The organism is Pantoea sp. sgz302252, from assembly GCF_042610525.1.
In the GTDB taxonomy this organism is placed as follows: Bacteria; Pseudomonadota; Gammaproteobacteria; order Enterobacterales; family Enterobacteriaceae; genus Erwinia.
Genome location: NZ_JBHDVM010000003.1, coordinates 453,424 through 473,833 on the forward strand (window position 1 = coordinate 453,424; position 20,410 = coordinate 473,833).

Here is a 20,410-nt window from a genome sequence, read left to right on the forward strand (position 1 = left end):
AAAGGCGTAGCAAACCGCCATGACGTCAGCATCAGGGAGGAATAAGCATGTACCAAATGGAGACGTTGCCATTCCCCGGCTATTGGGGGGATGGCGGTAAGGGAGGAGGAGATAGCATGCAGAGCCGCGTAAGGAAACTGGAACAGGACATAACGGAAATTCGCATTGATATTGCCGTAATTAAATCAAATTATGCGACAAAAGAGGATATCTGCACGCTCAGAGAAGAGCTCAGGGAGGACAATCGTGCACTCAGAGAAGAGCTTAAAGATGATATCTGCACGCTCAGAGAAGAGCTTAAAGATGATATCTGCACACTCAGAGAAGAGCTTAAAGATGATATCTGCACGCTTAGAGAAGAGTTTAAAGATGATATCAGCACGCTTAGAGAAGAGTTTAAAGATGATATCAGCACGCTCAGAGAAGAGTTTAAAGATGATATCAGCACGCTCAGGGAAGAGCTTAAAAGTGATATCAGTACACTCAGAGACGAGCTCGGGGAGGACAATCATGCACTCAGGGAAGAAATTAAAAGGGACAATAGTGATTTCAAAAAGCAAATCAATGAATTAAAAGTTGCCATTAGCGATACAAGAACCTTAGTTAGCGAAATGAAGAGTTCGATTATTCTTTGGGTCGTTAGCGCAGTCATTTTCGCGCAGCTTATCCCTGCTATTCCCGCTACTCTGAAACTCTTTTTCCGCTTCTGATGCCAGAGAATTCCCGCTATGTAGCAAGCTTTGCACGCGGGGTTTTTATCTGAACGCCAGGCAGCGTCGGCCGTAAAAGTTGCAAAAGTGCCTATAAATCACATGGCTGGTTACATTTTGCGGGCAACTGTTGCGAATGCGCAGTGGCGAGCGCGCGGGTGCGATTGCTACAGTTGAAGTCCCAGAGGTATTGATGGGTGAACATCAAAATTACTTTGTTTCACCGACCTGCGCAGATGCGCAGGTTTTTTTTATCTGCGTACCCTGTGTTTTTACTCTAAACCCCACGGCAACAATCACGATCTGAAACACAGTTTTCCTGTTATCGCCTCCGCATTTTTTGTATAACTCCCGGTCAGTTAATCGCTATCCGCCGACAGAAGAGCCATGCCCCGCTTAAAGAAATCACTGGCTAAAGACCAGGCAAAAACGCCCTTTCATCCCGTTCGCTTTCGCCTGATTTGCCTTGGCGTGTTCGCTTCGATGCTGCTGCTGCTGGTCTGGGTAGGCGACCTGCAACTGATTAACCATCCAATGCTGGAAAAACAGGCGGATGAACGCTCATTGCGTACGGTAACCATCCCGACCAATCGCGGCACGCTGCTGGATCGCAACGGTGAAGCGCTGGCGCTGAGCGTACCCTCGCGCGATATCATTGCCGATCCGCAACGCGTACTGGAGGCAAACCCCGACTTTACCAGTGCCAAATGGGAATATCTGGCTAACGCGCTGGATCAGCGTCCTGAAGAGATCGCCCGACAAATTAAAGCCAATCCCAATCGCCGCTTTCTTTATCTCGGGCATAAAATCGAATTAGGTATCGCCAAAGATATCGCTAAGCTGCATCTGGCCGGCATTTCCACGGTTTACGACGACAGCCGTTTTTATCCGATGAGTGAAGCGACAGCGCCGCTGATTGGCATTGTCGGCGCGGACAATACCGGCCTGAACGGTCTGGAAAAAGGGTTCGATAAAGTATTGCAGGGCACGGCGGGCGAAGAGAAATATCGCCAGGACGCCCATGGCAATATTATCGCCATGATCAACTACGAGCCGCCTCGCCAGCCGCCAACTGTGCAGCTCAGCATCGATAAATTCGATCAGTACACCCTGTACACTAAATTGCGCGACGGCGTCCTGCTGAACAAAGCCGATTCCGGCGCGGCGGTGTTGGTCAAGGTCGATACCGGTGAAATTTTAGGCATGGCTTCCTATCCTTCCTATAATCCCAACAATTTCAGCAATGTTTCGCCAGCACAGATGCGCAACGCGGCGATAAATGACAGCTATGAGCCGGGGTCGACGGTAAAACCGCTGGTGGTGATGGAAGGCCTGGCCCGTAAGCTGGTGCGACCGGATTCGGTACTGGATACCACGCCCTATCGCGTTAACGGTCACCTGATCCGCGACGTTGGCCACTGGCCGCGCCTTACCATGACCGGCATCCTGCAAAAATCGAGCGACATCGGCGTATCGCATATCGCGCTGGCGATGCCAGCCGAAGTGCTGGTTAACACCTTTCACTCGTTTGGTTTGGGTAAACCTACCGGACTGGGCCTGACCGGCGAAAGCGTGGGCTATTTCCCGCTGCACCGCGAGCGCTGGGCCGATATCGAAAGGGCGACTTTCTCCTTCGGCTATGGCCTGCGTGTTACGCCACTACAAATCGCGCGCGAGTACGCTACCCTGGGTTCGCTTGGCGTATACCGGCCACTTTCTATTACTAAGGTCACGCCGCCGGTAATCGGCACGCGGGTAGCGGATGCGGATATTGTACGTTCGGTAATTCATATGATGGAGAGCGATGCGCTGCCCGGCGGCAGCGGCGTGCGCGCAGCGGTGCCGGGCTATCGTCTGGCAATCAAGACAGGTACAGCCGAGAAAATGGGCGCCAGCGGCAAATATGACGGCGGCTATATCAACTACACCGCTGGCGTAGCGCCAGCCAGCAATCCGCAGGTGGCACTGGTAATTATGATCAACCACCCAACGGCGGGCGACCACTTTGGCGGCTCGGTTGCCGCCCCGGTCTTCGGCAATATTATCGGGCCGGTACTCAAGCATATGAACGTGGCGCCGGATGCGCTTTACTCCACCCACAGCGGCACCTGATGCCCTCACCAATCCTCTTCTGAAGAAACCTCAGGTCGCGCGGTGAAATGCGCGACTCACACTCTGTCTCTGCTGCTCTGTCACTGATTTAAACGCGACTTGAAGGTTTGTCATCAACCCCAGCTCATGCCGAAGCATGCGCTTTTTGTCCTTTGCTAAAAACTTCAATCGGGAAATAGTCCAAAAAAACCTAAGCTGTTCTGACAATTGGAAACTATTTGATCTATTAAACTATCAAGAACTGTTATCTCTCCAGTTGAGATCTAAACTGTATATATCAAGGCATGGATGGCTCTGTTTCCCGTTATGGCAATTCATGAGGACATTCGTGCAAATTATCAGAACTATCCCCGTATTTTCAGCACCTTCCAGGCTGTCACTACTGGCAGTTTTAGTCAGCGCATTTCTGCTTAGCGGCTGTGGTGGTGGCGGCGGCGGTGGCGGTGGCAGCAACAACGAGACGCTGAATTCTACCCCGACCCCGGTTGTCGACCCGTCGCCGACAACAGATCCAACACCAACCACAGAAACGACCCCAACTTCAGAAACGACACCAACCACCGAGCCTGTGCCCGTAACCTATGGCAAGGTAAAAGTAGGAATTGTGGATTCGGGGCTGGCGGCTGGCCGTTCCGATATTAACTATGGCAACGTGCATTTTACCTCCTATTTATCAGGCGGCAGCCAAACGCTAAACGATAATAACGGGCAGGCAGGGCACGGCACGCTGGTTGCGCTGACCGCTGCCGGTATCGCCAGCGGTGCCTTTGCTGGCGGCGTTGCGCCGGACAGCGATCTATGGATAGCGCAGGCTTCCAGCAACAACCTGTTTTACTATTCGGATACGCATAATGCTATCGCCGGGCTTCTCAATAACGGCGTAAAAATAATTAACATGTCTTACGCATCGAGCGAGCGGCTGACTACGACTGCGCAGCTAGAAAATGCTCGCGCCAGCGGCAGCTACGATCTGCTGCGCGACAGCCTGAGTAGCATTGTCAGCGCCAATGCGCTGGGCGTCGTGGTCACGGGCAACAATGGAACTTCTACGCCTTCGCCTAATGCGCAGATCCCGCTGATTTATAACGATGCCTCACTGCAAAAAGGCTTGATTGCCGTTACCGGTTACATTCCGGGTTATACCGTAGCGCAGGGCAGCCGCCCGCCAGAACTGTTTGTGTTCGATGCCTGCGGCGATGCCGCCGCCTGGTGTCTGGCCGCGCCGGGCTATGCCGAATATTTACAGGATGACGGTTCGCTTGCACGCAAATATGGAACTTCTTTTGCTGCGCCGCGCGTTACCGGCGCCGCATCCCGGGTCTCGGCGCAGTTCCCGTGGATGACCGGCTATAACCTCCAGCAAACCTTGCTGACTACGGCGGATTATCATACCGATGCCGTGGCGGGAGTTAGTGCGGATACGGCGAATGGCCGCCCTTATAACAACACCTTCGGCTGGGGCAACGTCAATGTTGATAAGGCGTTGCAAGGGCCTGGCATGTTTTACGGCGATGATTTCACTGCTGCGCTGACCTACGGTGACTATGTTTTTGCCAATGATATTAGCGGCGACGGCGGGCTAATCGTTAGCGGTGCCAGCAACGCGGGCGGCGTTTTGCATCTCACCGGCAACAATACCTATACCGGCGCGACCCAGGTACAAAGCAACACGCTGTATATCGACGGCAGCGTTGCCAGCGATGTGCGGGTAACAGGTAGCGGTTTGCTGGCTGGCTCGGGCAGGATCAACGGCAACCTGAGCAATCAGGGGACAGTTGTTACCACGGCCAACGGCGCGCTGCATGTAGTCGGCAGCTATCAGCAAAGCGCCGACGGAACGTTGCGCATTACGCTTTCCCAGCCGCTGACGGTCGCAGGCCCGGCAACGCTGAATGGCGCGCTGCAGGTCACGCTGCCTTCCGATACTTATGTGGTGCAAACCGATGAATCTCTGCTGCAAAGCAGCCAGGGGATCAGCGGCCAGTTCACCAGCGTGGATACCGGCGTGTTCCTGAAAGGAACCGTAGCCTACAGCGCCAACAGCGTTACCGGCCATTTTCAGCGCTTAAACACAGTGCAGGCGGCGCAGGCAGCGGGCCTGACTGGCGCAGCGACGCTGCAAAGCGCGGCGAACGTGGAGAAAGCGCTGCAGGTCGCGGACAGCTTATCCACGCAGTCGGGCCTCTCCGCTCAGCAAAGCGAACTGCTACAGGATGCGGCTGCCTTCCAGCAAATTGGCAGCGGTGCGGCCGCCGAAGCGGTGCTTGATTCGCTTTCCGGCCAGGCGCATGCCAGCGGCAACGCTATCCTGTTTAACAGCCTGGATTACCAGAACCAGCTGCTGAGTAATCGCCTCGATCCTGAGCGGCAGAAGAATTACGGCATTTGGGCTGAAACCGGCACGCTGCACGGCGATCTACAGCAGGATGGCTATCTGGGCAGCCACTATCGCACCAACACCACGGCGATTGGCGTGGACAGCAACTTTGATGTACCGGGCCTGAGGCTGGGCGCGGCGATCACTGACAGCGAAATCCGGGCCAACTACGAAGGCAGCGGCGGCAACAGCACCAACAGCCTGCAGGGCGTGATGCTCTATGGGCAGTATGCCGTCACGCCGGAATGGTTCTGGCAGGGTAACCTGAGCTATCAGCATGGCGATACCGATCTCGATCGCGTAATGCTGCTGAACGGCGTCCGTTCTACCTCTTCGGAAACCAGCAACGACGCCTGGCAGGCGCTGGTGAAAACCGGCTATCGCTGGTCGCCAACCGATCGCCTCACGCTGCAACCCTATGTCGGCATGAAGCTAAGCCAGCTCTATACCGGCAGCTTTAAGGACGAGGGCGGCGCGCTGGGCCTGGAAGGCGACAGCGAACGCTACAGCCGCACCGTCGGCCTGACCGGATTAAATGTTAGCGCGCCGCTGCTTGAAGTCGATAAATGGTGGTCGCTGCTCTCGGTTTACGGCGAGCATCAGCATGCTTTTACTAATCCTTCGCTGGACGTGACAGCCAGATGGACTGGAACGGGAACGCAGGGCGAAAGCTTCTCAATTCCTGGCATGACGCTGGATCGGGATTCGCAGTGGTACGGCATGCGGCTGGACGTGGGTAAAGCTCAGGACGCGCGTTTGTTCCTGCGTGTGGATAAACACGTAGCGGATAAAGGTGATGAATCCGTATTCCGTGGCGGCGTGGATATCGCGTTTTAATCTGCTCGCCTGCCCTTTTTTAAGCTGGCCTCGTTGCCAGCTTTTTTTATGCCTGAATACGCGCAGACAGCATCGAAAAAAGACCCGGCCCGCTTTAAAGCTCTCGCAGCAGCCGGGCCGGATTGCCCGCATAAACGCCTTTACGCAGGATATCGCGGGTTACCACGCTGCCAGCGCCAATCACCGCCTCGTCACAGATAGTCACGGCGAGGATCTTTGCGCCGCTGCCTATAGAAACGTTATTGCCGATAACAATACGTCCCCAGCTGTCGCTGTCTGGATTGGGGCATCCCTGGCGGAACATATCATTAGCGAAAATCACGCCGTGTCCGATAAAACAATCCCGGCCAATGGCGACATACTCGCAAATAAAGCAGTGTGACTGGATCTTTGTTCTTTCTCCTATAACCGTATGGCGCTGTATCTCAACAAACGGCCCCACAAACACATCGTCATTAAGCGTGCAGCCGTAAATATTGGCTGGCTCATAAATGACTACGTTCTTACCTGCGGTAACCCCGCTGACTTTGCTGGTGCGGATTTCTGGCGACATCTTTCTTCCCTGCATACAGATTGAATTAACAAAGAGCCAAAGAAAAAACCATACAACTCTTAACCAATAATTTTCATTAAGGATACAGCTGTCAAGCCGGCACTGGCGTATCGTAACGCTATCACAATTTAACAGCGCATTCCGTTAGGTTGTGCCAGCCCCTTTCCGTGTTTGGTAGCGCCGTCAGGGGCGACCTTTTCATCATGGATGAGAAGCCTAAAAGACCTGATGCCGAAAAAGGGGAGGCTCCGCTGCTTTCAGTCATCCCGACCTGCATTACCAACTGAACACGCTCTTGCTGGCTGAAACCGTCAGGTTACAGCAGTGTCAAAACGGCCTGAAAGTCCCGTAGCGTTTCGACATCTTACTTAGCAAAAACTTAACATCGCCCTTTGCTGGCGGCGCCTATAATCAGCCTCTTTATTGAGAATAGTCACTCACATTACTATTTTATTTTATATTATTGAGAATTCACCATGCGCTTAAAGATCCTTTCCGCGAGCCTGATTTTTCTGCTGGCCGCCTGCGACCAGTCTGCTCCTCCCAACGCCAACAGCCAGCCTGCTTCAGTGGGCGTTGCCACGCTAAAACGTGAGCCGGTAACGCTATTCACTCAGCTACCGGGAAGGACAACTGCCGTGCGTACGGCGGAAGTTCGTCCGCAGGTCAGCGGGATCATCCTGAAAAGGCTGTTTCAGGAAGGCGGCGAAGTGAAAGAGGGCGATCCGCTGTATCAAATCGATCCCGCCAGCTATCAGGCGGCTTACGACAAGGCCGAAGCGACGCTGTTCAATGCCAATAAACTGGCCCAGCGCTATAAGCCGCTGGCTGCCGCGCACGCCATCAGCGGTCAGACTTATGACGATGCTGTAGCTGCCGCAAAGGAAGCTAAGGCCGATCTGGAAACCGCGCGGGTCAATCTTAACTACACCAAAGTCCGCGCGCCGATTTCAGGCCATATTGGCCGCTCGCTTTCCACTGAAGGTGCGCTGGTTACCAATGGCCAGACCAGCTACCTCACCACTATCCAGCAGCTCGATCCTATTTATGTCGACGTCAGCGAATCCTCACAGGATCTGCTACGTCAGCGGCGTGCGCTCGCAGAAGGCAAGCTAAAGGCCGTAGATGACAACGCGGCGGCGGTAAAACTGACGCTGGAGGATGGTTCAACCTACGCGCAGGAAGGCAAGCTGGAGTTCTCGGAAGTCACTGTCGATCAGGGTACGGGCAGCGTGACCATGCGCGCCGCCTTCCCGAATCCGAAACGCGTATTGCTGCCGGGCATGTTCGTACACGCCAGCTTCCCGCAGGGCGTTGCTGACCAGGGCATTCTGGCCCCGCAGGAAGCGATCATGCACGACACCAAAGGCAAGCCTTACGTCTTTGTGGTGAAAGCGGATAACACGGTGGCGCAGCAAAGCATCACCACTGGCGAAATGATCGAGGGCAAGTGGCTGGTGACTTCCGGCCTGAAGGAGGGCGATCGCGTAGTAGTGGAAGGGCTGCAAAACGTGCGTTCGGGCAGCAAAGTACAGCCGACGGAAGCGCAGGCGAAAGCAGCGCCGCAGGCCAATCTGACCACGACCGATCCTTCGGCGCAGTAGAGGAAATCCATGTCTAAATTCTTTATTGAGCGTCCCATCTTCGCCTGGGTGATAGCGATCATCGTGATGCTGGTGGGCGGGCTTTCTATCCTGAAACTGCCGATCAACCAGTATCCCAATATTGCGCCGCCCGCTATTTCCATTCAGGTAACCTATCCGGGCGCCAGCGCCGAAACCGCGCAGAATACCGTGGTGCAGGTGATTGAGCAGCAGCTAAACGGCATCGACAACCTGCGCTATATCGAATCGCAGAGCAACAGCGACGGCAGCGCCACCATCATTGTTACTTTTAATCAGGGCACCGATCCCGATACTGCCCAGGTGCAGGTACAGAACAAGGTTTCGCTGGCCGAATCGCAGCTGCCGACGGAAGTAACAGAGCAGGGCATCAACGTCCGTAAATACCAGGCCAACTTTATGCTGGTGGTGAGTTTAATTTCCACTAACGGCAAAATGAGCAACGGCGATCTGGCCGATTTACTGGTTTCAAAACTGGAAGATCAGGTGGCGCGTACCAAAGGCGTTGGCGACTTTCTGGTGATGGGATCTGAGTACGGCATGCGTATCTGGCTGGATCCGGCCAAACTCTACAAGTATCAGCTGATCCCCAGCGATGTCTCCACCGCCATTACTCAGCAAAACGTACAGATCTCCAGCGGCAAGCTGGCCGGATTACCAACGGTTCAGGGCGCAAAATTCAGCGCGACTATCGTTGGCAAAACCCGTCTTCAGTCGGTGGCGCAGTTTGAAAACATCCTGCTGAAAGTCAACGCGGACGGCTCGCAAGTACGCCTGAAAGACGTGGCGAAAGTCGATCTTGGGCCGCAGGACTACAGCATCTCCGCCACCTACAACGGCAAGCCTTCCGCCGGGATGGCGCTGCGTCTTGCCAGCGGCGCGAACGTACTGGATGCAATCAATGCCGTGCGTACCACGGTAGACAACATCAAATTTTCTCTGCCGGATGGTGTGGAAGTGAAGTTCCCTTACGACACCTCGCCGGTGGTCAGCGCTTCGATTGAAGAAGTGGTGAAAACCCTGTTCGAGGCGATTGGCCTGGTGTTCCTGGTGATGCTGGTCTTTTTGCAAAACCTGCGCGCCACGCTGATTACCACTATGGTAGTGCCGGTCGTGCTGCTGGGAACCTTCGGCATTCTCTCTGCCTGCGGCTACACCATCAACACGCTGACCATGTTCGGCATGGTGTTAGCGATAGGCTTACTGGTGGATGACGCCATTGTGGTGGTGGAAAACGTCGAGCGCGTGATGCACGACGAAGGGCTGGATCCCAAAGCTGCCACTATTAAATCAATGGAGCAGATTCAGGGTGCGCTGTTTGGTATTGCGCTGGTGCTTTCTGCCGTACTGCTGCCGATGGCCTTTTTCAGCGGCTCGACAGGCGTAATTTACCGCCAGTTCTCTATTACTATTGTTTCCGCAATGGCGCTGTCGGTGCTGATGGCGCTGATCTTTACGCCCGCGCTCTGCGCCACGCTATTGAAACCTGGCTCGGCGGAGCATAAGACAAAAGGGCTGGCAGGCTGGTTTAACCGCAAGTTTGATGCGGGAACGCTGCACTATACCAACAGCGTTGGCGCGGTGATTTCCAAACGCAATCTGTTTTTAGTTATCTATCTGCTGCTGGTGGCGGCAACCGGCTATCTGTTCAGCCGCGTGCCGACTTCGTTCCTGCCGGATGAGGATCAGGGCGTGATGATGATGCAGACTACGCTGCCCGCCAACGCCTCTGCGGAACGTACGCAGCAGGTGCTGGATGAAATTCAGGCCTGGCTGCTGAAAAACGAGCCGGAAGTCAGCTCGGTATTCTCGCCGAACGGCTTCAGCTTCTCCGGGCGCGGCGAAAATACGGCAATGTCCTTTGTGTTACTGAAGCCCTGGGCGCAGCGCAACAGCGACCAGACGGTACAAAAACTGGCGGCGCGCACAATGGCGCATTTCGCCACGCTTAAGGATGCCAAAGTCTTTGCGCTGGTGCCGCCAGCGGTAATGGAGCTGGGTAACGCCACCGGTTTCGACTTCTATCTGCAGGACACCAATAACAAAGGCCATGCAGCGCTGATGGCAGCGCGCAACCAGTTCCTTGGTTTAGCCGCGCAGGATAAACGCCTGACCGCGACCCGGCCCAACGGCATGGACGATGAGCCGCAATATCATCTGATCATTGATGATGAACGCGCCCGCGCGCTGGGACTAAGTCTGGAAGATATCAACGACACGCTCTCTACGGCCTGGGGTTCAAGCTACGTAAACCAGTTCATCTACAACGGTCGCGTGAAAAAGGTTTATATCCAGGGCAACGCCGGTTCGCGCGTTACGCCAGAAGATCTGAATAAATGGTACTTCCGTAATACCAGCGGCGACATGGTGCCGTTCTCTGCTTTCGGCAGCGGCGAATGGCAGTATGGTTCACCGCGCTACGAGCGTTTTAACGGCGTATCGGCGGTAGAAATCATGGGTTCGCCTGCCAGTGGCTACAGCTCGGGCGATGCGGTGAAAGCGGTCAACGAAATCGCGGCCAAATTGCCGCAGGGCTTTAAAGTGCAGTGGCACGGCCTGTCGTATGAAGAGCAGACCTCTGGCTCGCAAACCACCGCGCTTTACGCCATCTCTATTCTGGTGGTGTTCCTCTGCCTTGCCGCGCTGTATGAAAGCTGGTCGATTCCGTTCTCGGTAATCATGGTGGTGCCGCTGGGCATTCTCGGCACCATTCTGGCGGTACTGATGCGCGGGCTGGAAAACGACGTTTTCTTCCAGGTCGGGCTGCTGACCACCGTTGGCCTGGCGGCGAAAAACGCCATCCTGATCGTCGAATTTGCCAAAGATTTGCACGAGAAAGAAGGCAAAGGGCTGGTTGAAGCGGCGCTGGAAGCGGCCAAACTGCGTATCCGTCCGATCATTATGACCTCAATGGCATTTGTGCTGGGCGTGCTGCCGCTGACTATCTCCAGCGGTGCGGGCGCGGGCAGCCAGCACTCAATAGGCACGGCCGTGGTTGGTGGCATGATCACCGCTACCTTCCTGGCAATTTTCTTTGTTCCTATGTTCTACGTTGTGGTCGCACAACGCTTCTCAGATAAAAAAACCAAGGTAAAACAATAATGCGGCACATTTTCCCCCTTACCGCGCTGGCGACGGCGCTTCTGCTGAGCGGCTGTACTATGGAGCCGAAATATCAGCGCCCGGCGCTGCCGGTGGCGACACACTATGACCAGCAGGAAACCGCAACGGCCAACGGCGCGGATATCGGCTGGCAGAGCTTTTTCACCGATCCGACGATGCACAAGCTTATCGCCAGCGCGCTGGAAAATAACCGCGATCTGCGGGTAGCGGCTTTAAACGTCGAGGTAGCACGATCGCAGGTACAGATTGACCGGGCGGCACTGCTGCCTGCAATCAGCGCCAGCGGCTCGCAGACGGCGGCGCATCTGCCGGGCAACCTCTATAACACCGCTTCGACCGGGCCGGTGACTTACCACGAGTTCAATACCAGCCTGGGCGTCAGCGCCTGGGAACTGGACTTCTTTGGCCGTCTGCGCAGCCTGCGTGATGAAGCGCTGGAAAGCTATCTGGCGACGGCAGCGACGCAGCAGGCTACCAAAATTAGTTTGATCTCGCAGGTCGCTTCGGCTTATCTCTCGCTCTGCGCCGATAATGAGTTACTCGGACTGGCGCAGCAAACGGTTAAAAGCCAGCAGGATTCGTATAACCTGACCAAACGCAGCGTGGATGGCGGCGTCAGCAGCGAGCAGGATCTGGTGCAGGCGGAAACTTCCGTGCATACTGCGCAGGCGGATGTAGCTTCTTACACGCGTCAGGTGCGGCAGGACGTAAATGCGCTGAGACTGCTGGTTGGCACCGATCTACCGGCCAATATGTTGCAAAACGCGCGACTAAATAAAGATAGGGCCTTCCCGGCGACGCCATCGGGTCTGCCTTCCGATCTGTTAACGCGCCGCCCGGATATCATCTCTGCCGAGCATTCGCTGAAAGCTGCCAACGCTAATATCGGCGCGGCGCGCGCGGCCTTCTTCCCGAGCATCAGCCTGACCGCTTCCGGCGGTTCCACCTCCAGCAGCCTGGGACACTTACTGGAAGGCGGCACGGCGGCCTGGTCGTTTGGGCCGAGCATCAACCTGCCTATTTTTGACGGTGGCAAAAACTCGGCTAACCTTGATATCGCCCATTTGCAGAAGCGCATTGAAATTGCTGACTATGAAAAGGCAATTCAGACCGCCTTTAAAGAAGTAGGCGACGCGCTGGCGGGCCAGGACACCTACAAAGATGAGCTGACCGCGCGCGAACAGGATGAGCAGGCCAACCAGCGCAACTATGACTTTGCCCATATCCGCTATCAGCAGGGCGTGGACAACTACCTGAACGTACTGGTAGCGCAGCGCTCGCTCTATGCGGCGCAGCAGTCGTTAATCACCACCCGTCTGGGGCAGCTGAATCAGCAAATTACGCTTTATAAAGCGCTGGGCGGCGGCTGGAAATCTTAGTGTAATGGGCTGCTTCGGCAGCCCAACCTATTTTGCGGACATAAAATAATCCTTAACGGAAACCTTACACTATGAGCATGGAATTTAATCAGCCGGCTAAACCATAATAACGCCGGGTCACACAGACCTGGCTTTTTTCACGCGGCGGCATACCGTTGCGCCTTTGTTCCATTTGATCTGACAGAGCCTCATGACCCCGACAACAGCAAAACTCTCGCGAAAAAAAATCCTTGTAGCCATCCTGATTATCCTTGCCGCGCTGCTGATCTGGCGCTTCTGGCCAGCAGGCGGCGCGCCGCAGAATGCCGGTGGGCCTCCGGGCGCGGGCGGGCCGCCGGGCGGGGGAAGAGGCGGGCCGGGCATGATGATGGGCGGCCCGGTAGCCGTACATGCTGGTGAAGTGACCACGGCGGACGTACCGGTCTATCTGACCGCGTTGGGCACGGTAATCCCTAACGCCACGGTGACCGTCACCAGCCGCGTAGATGGGCAACTGATGAAGGTTTACTTCACGGAAGGGCAGCAGGTGAAGGCAGGCGATTTGCTGGCGCAGATCGACCCGCGCAGTTATGAGGCGACGCTGGCGCAGTATCAGGGCGATCTCAGCCAGAACCAGGCGCTGCTGCAAAGCGCCGAGCTGACGCTGGCACGCTACCGCAAACTTTATGCGCAGGATTCACTCGCCCGCCAGGATCTGGATACGCAAATCGCTACCGTCGGCCAGTATCGCGGCGCGGTTAAAGCTGACCAGGCGCAGATCGCCTCCGCTAAGCTGAACATCGAATATGCGCGTATCACCGCGCCGGTTTCCGGTCGCGTGGGTTTACGCCTGGTGGATGAAGGTAATATGGTGCAGAGCAGCAGCACTACCGGGCTCGTCACCATCACTCAAATGCAGCCCGCCGCCGTGACCTTTAGCGTGCCGCAAAGCAATATTTCGACACTGATTAAAGCGTTGCACAACGGCCAGACGCTGCCTGCTACCGCGTTCGATCAGAACGGTGATACCGCGCTGGCTACCGGCAGCGTGAAATTTATCAGCAACCAGATCGATACCAGCACCGGTACCGTCGAGCTAAAGGCGCTGTTCGACAATAAGGACGAGGCGCTCTATCCGAATCAGTTCGTTAATATGCAACTGCAAACCGGCACGCTGAAGCAGGCAACGGTCATTCCGGCGCAGGCTCTTCAGCTAAGCAGCGACGGCAGCTTTGTTTATGTAATTAACGCAGACAAAACCGTTACGCGCCGCGCGGTGAAAACCGGGCCGACATTGGGCGACACGCAGCAGGCAATCCTTGAAGGCGTGAAGGCGGGTGAACAGGTAGTGACGGTCGGCATTGACCGGCTGAGCAACGGCAGCAAAGTCTCCGTGATTACCGCAGACGAAACCCAGGCCGCCAGCGGCAAAGCGAAAGCGCAATGAATCCGTCCCGTATCTTTATCGCACGGCCGGTTGCGACGATTTTGCTGATGATCGGCGTGCTGATCTCAGGCATCTTCGCCTATAAATTTCTCTCCACCTCGGCGCTGCCGCAGGTGGATTATCCAACCATTCAGGTGACCACGCTCTATCCGGGCGCCAGCCCGGATGTCATGGCCTCCAGCGTCACCGCGCCGCTGGAAAGGCAGCTCGGACAGATGGCGGGCTTAAGCCAGATGGCCTCCAGTAGCTCCGGCGGCTCTTCGGTGATCACGCTGAAATTCTCGCTGGATCTGTCTCTGGACGTGGCGGAGCAGGAAGTACAGGCAGCGATCAACGCGGCCAACAGCCTGTTGCCTTCCGATCTGCCTAACCCGCCAACCTATAAAAAGGTCAATCCGGCGGATACAGCAGTCATTACTCTGGCGGCCAGCTCCGATACGCTGCCGCTGATCAAAGTGCAGGATCTGGTCAACACGCGCGTCGCGCTGAAGCTGTCGCAGATCTCCGGCGTTGGCATGGTGACGCTGGCGGGCGGCCATCAGCCAGCCATTCGCGTGCAGATGGATCCCAAAGCGCTGGCGGCGCGCGGCCTGACGCTGGAAGACGTCAACACGCTGATCGGCAACAGCAACGTTAACGGCTCGAAAGGCGGTTTCGACGGCAAATACCATTCGGTCACTATCGATGCCAACGACCAGCTGCGCACCGCTGAAGAATACGGCAACCTGATCCTGACCTACAAAAACGGCGCGGCGCTGCGGCTGAAAGATATCGCGCATATTGAAGAGGCGCCGGAGAACACTTATCAGTCAGCCTGGGCCAACAACAGCCCGGCAATTATCATCAGCGTGCAGCGCCAGCCAGGCGCGAACGTGATATCCGTAGTGGATAACATCAAAAAGCAGCTGCCGACGCTCCAGGCCGCGCTGCCGGATGGCGTAAAAGTACAGATCCTTTCCGACCGAACCCAGACCATTCGCGCCTCGATTAGCGACGTGCAGTTTGAGCTGATGCTGTCGATTGCGCTGGTGGTCATGGTAACTTTCCTGTTCCTGCGCAACGTGGCGGCAACGCTGATCCCAAGCGTGGCGGTGCCGCTGTCGCTGGTCGGCACCTTCGGCGTGATGTACCTGGCGGGCTTCAGCCTAAATAACCTGTCGCTGATGGCGCTGACCATCGCCACCGGCTTCGTTATCGACGACGCCATCGTGGTGGTGGAAAACATCTCCAGGCGGCTGGAGCAGGGCGAAACGCCGATGGAAGCGGCGCTGAAAGGCTCGGCGCAAATCGGCTTTACCATTATCTCCCTGACCTTCTCGCTGATTGCGGTGCTGATCCCGCTGCTGTTTATGGGCGATGTTGTCGGGCGGCTGTTCCGCGAATTTGCTATTACGCTGGCGGTCTCGATCCTGGTTTCGATGCTGGTCTCCCTGACGCTGACGCCGATGCTCTGTGCTTATCTGCTGCGCCATATCCCGGAAGAGAAACAGAGCCGTTTCTACCGCAAGGGCGGTCAGTTCTTCGATAAGCTGGTAGCCGGTTACGACCGGCTGCTGACTATCGTGCTCAATCATCAGCGGCTGATGCTGCTGGTGGCGCTGGCAACGCTGGTGTTTACCGCGCTGTTATATCTCTTTATCCCAAAAGGCTTTTTCCCGGCGCAGGATACCGGGCTGATTCAGGGCGTTACCGTAGCTTCCCAGGATGTCTCTTTTAACGAGATGGCGAAGCGGCAGCAGCAGCTGGCAGCGATCGTGCTGAAAAACCCGGCGGTAGAGAGCCTCTCTTCCACTATCGGTATCGACGGCAACAACACCAGCCTTAACAGCGGCAGGCTGCAAATCAACCTGAAATCCTTTGACGAGCGCGACGAACGTGCCGATAAAGTGATTGCTGAACTACAGCAGGCGACGCAAAACGTGCCGGGCATCCAGCTCTATATGCAGGCCGCGCAGGACTTAACGGTCAACGATCAGGTGACGCCGGATCGCTACCAGTTCTCGCTGGACGATGCCGATAGCGAAAACCTGGTAAACTGGTCGCCGAAGCTGGTAGAGGCGCTGAAAAAGCGGCCGGAATTCAGTTCCGTGGTGAGCAATTTGCAGGATCAGGGCCAGGTGGCTTACGTCGAGCTGAACCGCGATGCGGCGGCACGCTACGGCATTACCGCTGCGGATGTGGATACCGCGCTTTACAATGCTTTCGGCCAGCGGCTGGTCTCCACGATCTTTACCCAGGCGAACCAGTATCGCGTGGTGCTGGAAGTTGCGCCGCAGTATCAGCAGTCGCCGGCTTCGTTTAACGATATCTGGCTGGCGACTTCTGGCTCGTCGGGTACTTCCTCCTCAGACAGCAGTACGTCTTCAGATTCAACAGAGAGTTCGTCTGCTGATTCTTCCACCAGCAGTTCGTCGACCAGCGGCATGGTGCGGCTGACCTCTATTGCCACTATCCACCAGCGTATCGGTTCGCTGGTGCATATGCGGCTGAACCAGTTCCCGGCGGTAACTGTCTCCTTTAACCTCAACGACGGTTACTCGCTGGAGGATGCGCAGCAGGCGATAGCGGAAACGCAGCAGAGCCTGAAGGTGCCGTCCAGCATCACGCTGCGCTATCAGGGCGAAACCGAAGCTTTCCAGAGCGCCACCGGCAACACGCTATGGCTGATACTGGCGGCATTGCTGACCATGTATGTAGTGCTGGGCATTCTCTATGAAAGCTTTATTCATCCGGTAACCATTCTCTCTACGCTGCCGTCGGCGGCAGTCGGCGCGTTGCTGACGCTGCTGCTGGCGGGCACGGAGTTCAGCCTGATCGCCTTAATCGGCGTGATACTGCTGATCGGCATCGTGAAAAAGAACGCCATTATGATGATCGACTTTGCGCTGGATGCGGAGAAAAAGCAGCACCTCAGCCCGCGCGAAGCAATACATCAGGCTTGCTTATTGCGCTTCCGCCCGATCCTGATGACCACGATGGCGGCGTTGCTCGGCGCGCTGCCGCTGATGCTGGCTTCCGGTTCCGGTGCGGAACTGCGCCAGCCGTTAGGTCTGGTAATCGTTGGCGGATTGATCTTCAGCCAGGTGTTGACGCTGTTCTCCACGCCGGTGATCTATTTGTGGTTCGATCGTCTGGCTGAACGGGCGCGCCGTAGAATGCGCAAGGCTTATCGATGAACATTACGCGCTTCTTTATTTTCCGGCCGGTAACCACGCTGCTGTTGACGTTGGCGCTGCTGCTGCTGGGCTCGCTGGGCTATCGTTTGCTGCCGGTTGCGCCACTGCCGCAGGTGGATTTCCCGACCATTATGGTTTCTGCCAGTCTGCCGGGCGCCAGCCCGGAGACGATGGCAGCCACGGTGGCTACGCCGCTGGAGCGCGCGCTGGGGCAAATTGCGGGCATTACCGAAATGACTTCCAGCAGCTCGCAGGGCTCCAGCAATATCATTTTGCAGTTTGAGCTGAGCCGCGATATCAACGGCGCGGCGCGGGATGTGCAGGCGGCGATCAACGCCTCGCGCAGCCTGCTGCCAAGCAGCATGCCGTCGCTGCCAACCTATCGTAAGGCTAACCCATCCGATGCGCCGATCGTGATGCTGGCGCTGACGTCGACTACCCGTTCCAAAGGCGATCTGTACGATATTGCAGAAAGTAAAATCGACCAGAAAATCGCGCAGGTGCAGGGCGTTGGCGACGTCTCGCTAATGGGCAGCGCCTTGCCAGCGGTAAGAATCGATTTACAGCCGCAGATGCTGACACACTTCGGCGTCTCGCTGGACAAGGTGCGCGAGGCCGTAGCTAACAGCACGACCAATCTGCCGAAAGGCATGTTGCAGGGCGAAAAGCAATCCTGGGTGATTGACGGCAACGGCCAGCTGGAACAGGCGAAACAGTATCGCAACCTGATCGTCAGCTATCAAAACGGCCGCGCCATTCATCTCAGCGATGTCGCCACCGTTTATGACTCGGTAGAGGATCAGTACAACGTTGGTTTTTACAACGGTTCGCCGTCGGTAATGATCGGCGTCACGCGCCAGGCTGGCGCGAACATGCTAAAAACCATTGATGCGATAAAGGCGCAGCTGCCGGAGCTGGAGAAAAACCTGCCCGCCGACGTGCAGTTAAAAATCGTGGTTGACCGTTCGCCGACCATTCGCGCCTCGCTCTATGACACTGAAGAAACGCTGCTGATCGCCATGCTGCTGGTGATCGGCGTGGTTTTTGTCTTTCTGCGTAATCTACAGGCGGTGGCTATTCCTGCGCTGGCGCTGCCGGTTTCGCTGATCGGCACCTGCGCGGTGATGTATCTGCTGGGCTACAGCCTGGATAACCTGTCGCTGATGGCATTGATCATCGCTACCGGTTTCGTCGTTGACGATGCAATAGTGGTGCTGGAAAACATTACTCGCTATATCGAAGAGGGCTTAAGCCCGGTACGCGCGGCGCTGAAAGGCGCAAACGAAGTCAGCTTTACCGTACTGTCGATGACGCTGTCGCTGGTGGCGGTCTTTATCCCCATTCTGCTGATGGGCAGCATTGTCGGCCGCCTGTTCCGCGAGTTTGCGGTGACGCTAACCGTGTCGCTGATTATCTCAATGGTGGTGTCACTTAGCCTGACGCCGATGCTCTGCTCGCGGCTGCTGAAGCGCAAACCTGCCGTAACCAAAAGGCCGCATCCGGTTTATCGCTGGATTGAAAACGGCCTCAATCGCCTGCTGGCGGCCTATGCCCGTGCGCTAAACTGGGTGATGCGGCATCAGCGGCTGACGCTGTTTAGCTTGATGCTAACCGTAATCCTTAACCTGTTTCTCTACTCGGTGGTGCAGAAAGGCTTTTTCCCCAACCAGGATACCGGGCTGCTGATGGGGATGCTGCGTGCCGATCAGAACGTCTCTTTCCAGGCGATGAAGCCGAAGATGGAAGCGTTCGCCAAAATGATCCAGCAGGATCCGGCGGTGGACGGCGTGATGTCTTCAATGGGCAGCGGGGCGTTTGGCTCGCGTAACACCGCGAACTTTTTTGTGCATCTGAAAGACTTCGACAAGCGCGACGCCACGGCAACGGAAGTCGCCAACCGGCTGAGCGGCAAAACGCGCAACGTGCCGGGCGTAGAGCTGTTTCTGATGGCGGCGCAGGATATCCATATCGGCGGACGTAGCGCCAACGCCAGCTATCAATACAGTTTACAGGCGGATGACCTCGACACGCTGCGCATCTGGACGCCGAAAGTGAAGGCAGCGCTGGAGGCAATCCCGCAGCTAACCAGCGTCGATTCTGACTCGCAGACCGGCGGTCAGGAAGTGATGATCAATATTGACCGCGACCGCGCCAAACGTCTCGGCGTGGATGTAAATATGGTGGATACGCTGCTCAATAACTCCTTCGCGCAGCGCCAGGTGGCAACGCTTTATAAAACGCTGAACCAGTATCACGTAGTTATGTCGTTGCAGGATGCCTACACGCGCGATCCGGATATGCTCAACAAACTCTATGTAGTTAACGACTCCGGCGACCAGATACCGCTTTCTGCTTTCGCCAGCTTTAGCGGTGCTAACGCGCCGCTGTCGGTAGCGCATCAGGGCCAGTCGGCCACCAGCACCATAGCCTTTAACCTGGCGGACGGCGTTTCGCTGGAGCAGGCTTCTGCTTTGATCAAAGCCGCGATGGCGAAAATCGCGCTGCCGGGCGATATCCAGGCCGGATTCCAGGGCACGGCGAAAGCCTTTGGCGATCTTACTGCCTCTATGCCGTGGCTGATCCTGGCCGCGCTGGCTGCCGTTTATATCGTGCTCGGCATGCTGTATGAAAGCTATATCCATCCGCTGACTATTCTTTCTACGCTGCCATCCGCAGGCGTTGGCGCTTTGCTGCTGCTGCTGCTCACCAACACCCAGCTCACGGTGATTGCGCTAATCGGCATTCTGCTGCTGATCGGCATCGTGAAAAAGAACGCCATTATGATGATCGACTTCGCGCTGGCCGCCGAACGTAACCAGGGCATGTCACCGCAGCAGGCGATCACCCAGGCCTGCCTGATGCGCTTCCGGCCGATAATGATGACCACGCTGGCGGCCTTCTTCGGCGCGCTGCCGCTGGCACTGGGCAGCGGCGGCGACGCCGATCTGCGCAGCCCGCTGGGGCTGGCAATTGCAGGCGGCCTGGCGCTGAGCCAGCTATTAACCTTGTTTACCACGCCGGTGGTTTACCTCTATCTCGACCGCGCCAGCCGCGCCACTAAACGCCAGTGGGCGCGTTTAAGAGCTTAATGATGA

At 56.3% G+C, this 20,410-nt stretch carries 10 protein-coding genes; 9 read left to right on the forward strand and 1 reads right to left on the reverse strand.

The window, feature by feature from the left end; genetic code table 11:
• Positions 1-47: 47 nt before the first annotated feature.
• The 3 genes from ACETPC_RS08325 (at position 48) to ACETPC_RS08335 (ending at position 6,036) form a co-directional block, all read left to right on the forward strand.
• The gene (locus tag ACETPC_RS08325; RefSeq protein ID WP_380180376.1) at positions 48-710 is read left to right on the forward strand and encodes a hypothetical protein; all 663 of its coding nucleotides are present in this window, start codon (positions 48-50) and stop codon (positions 708-710) included.
• Positions 711-1,097: 387 nt separating this feature from the next.
• Complete coding sequence (locus ACETPC_RS08330) at positions 1,098-2,822, forward strand: penicillin-binding transpeptidase domain-containing protein (protein ID WP_380180378.1); 1,725 nt, start codon at positions 1,098-1,100, stop codon at positions 2,820-2,822.
• A 328-nt stretch (positions 2,823-3,150) separates the two neighbouring features.
• Positions 3,151-6,036, forward strand: a complete 2,886-nt coding sequence (locus ACETPC_RS08335) for an autotransporter domain-containing protein (protein WP_380180380.1) — start codon at positions 3,151-3,153, stop codon at positions 6,034-6,036.
• 94 nt (positions 6,037-6,130) lie between these two features.
• Here ACETPC_RS08335 and ACETPC_RS08340 read toward each other — a convergent pair whose 3' ends face one another.
• Complete coding sequence (locus tag ACETPC_RS08340) at positions 6,131-6,589, reverse strand: acyltransferase (RefSeq protein ID WP_380180382.1); 459 nt, start codon at positions 6,587-6,589, stop codon at positions 6,131-6,133.
• 476 nt (positions 6,590-7,065) lie between these two features.
• Between ACETPC_RS08340 and ACETPC_RS08345 the strand changes: the two genes are divergently transcribed.
• The 6 genes from ACETPC_RS08345 to ACETPC_RS08370 all read left to right on the forward strand — a co-directional run bounded on the left by ACETPC_RS08345 (position 7,066) and on the right by ACETPC_RS08370 (position 20,404).
• Positions 7,066-8,193, forward strand: coding sequence for an efflux RND transporter periplasmic adaptor subunit (locus tag ACETPC_RS08345; protein WP_380180383.1), 1,128 nt, complete (start codon positions 7,066-7,068; stop codon positions 8,191-8,193).
• A gap of 9 nt (positions 8,194-8,202) precedes the next feature.
• A complete protein-coding gene (locus tag ACETPC_RS08350; RefSeq protein WP_380180384.1) occupies positions 8,203-11,313 on the forward strand; it encodes an efflux RND transporter permease subunit in 3,111 nt (1,036 codons plus the stop codon).
• Positions 11,313-12,713: an efflux transporter outer membrane subunit gene (locus ACETPC_RS08355; protein ID WP_380180385.1), complete on the forward strand. Its 1,401-nt coding sequence runs from the start codon at positions 11,313-11,315 to the stop codon at positions 12,711-12,713. The genes ACETPC_RS08350 and ACETPC_RS08355 overlap by 1 nt, the downstream gene beginning before the upstream one ends.
• A gap of 190 nt (positions 12,714-12,903) precedes the next feature.
• On the forward strand, positions 12,904-14,139 hold the full coding sequence (locus ACETPC_RS08360) for an MdtA/MuxA family multidrug efflux RND transporter periplasmic adaptor subunit (RefSeq protein WP_380180386.1): 1,236 nt from the start codon (positions 12,904-12,906) through the stop codon (positions 14,137-14,139).
• The gene (locus ACETPC_RS08365) at positions 14,136-17,315 is read left to right on the forward strand and encodes an efflux RND transporter permease subunit (RefSeq protein ID WP_380180387.1); all 3,180 of its coding nucleotides are present in this window, start codon (positions 14,136-14,138) and stop codon (positions 17,313-17,315) included. Before ACETPC_RS08360 ends, ACETPC_RS08365 begins: the two co-directional genes overlap by 4 nt.
• Positions 17,312-20,404: a multidrug efflux RND transporter permease subunit gene (locus ACETPC_RS08370; protein ID WP_380180388.1), complete on the forward strand. Its 3,093-nt coding sequence runs from the start codon at positions 17,312-17,314 to the stop codon at positions 20,402-20,404. Before ACETPC_RS08365 ends, ACETPC_RS08370 begins: the two co-directional genes overlap by 4 nt.
• The last annotated feature ends 6 nt before the right edge of the window (positions 20,405-20,410 follow it).

Bases quoted from the DNA above. Each gene is read 5' to 3' on its own strand.
- ACETPC_RS08345 (WP_380180383.1), top strand. From the start codon at position 7,066: ATGCGCTTAAAGATCCTTTCCGCGAGCCTGATTTTTCTGCTGGCCGCC.
- ACETPC_RS08325 (WP_380180376.1), top strand. From the start codon at position 48: ATGTACCAAATGGAGACGTTGCCATTCCCCGGCTATTGGGGGGATGGC.
- ACETPC_RS08350 (WP_380180384.1), top strand. From the start codon at position 8,203: ATGTCTAAATTCTTTATTGAGCGTCCCATCTTCGCCTGGGTGATAGCG.
- ACETPC_RS08330 (WP_380180378.1), top strand. From the start codon at position 1,098: ATGCCCCGCTTAAAGAAATCACTGGCTAAAGACCAGGCAAAAACGCCC.
- ACETPC_RS08365 (WP_380180387.1), top strand. From the start codon at position 14,136: ATGAATCCGTCCCGTATCTTTATCGCACGGCCGGTTGCGACGATTTTG.
- ACETPC_RS08355 (WP_380180385.1), top strand. From the start codon at position 11,313: ATGCGGCACATTTTCCCCCTTACCGCGCTGGCGACGGCGCTTCTGCTG.
- ACETPC_RS08360 (WP_380180386.1), top strand. From the start codon at position 12,904: ATGACCCCGACAACAGCAAAACTCTCGCGAAAAAAAATCCTTGTAGCC.
- ACETPC_RS08340 (WP_380180382.1), bottom strand. From the start codon at position 6,589: ATGTCGCCAGAAATCCGCACCAGCAAAGTCAGCGGGGTTACCGCAGGT.
- ACETPC_RS08370 (WP_380180388.1), top strand. From the start codon at position 17,312: ATGAACATTACGCGCTTCTTTATTTTCCGGCCGGTAACCACGCTGCTG.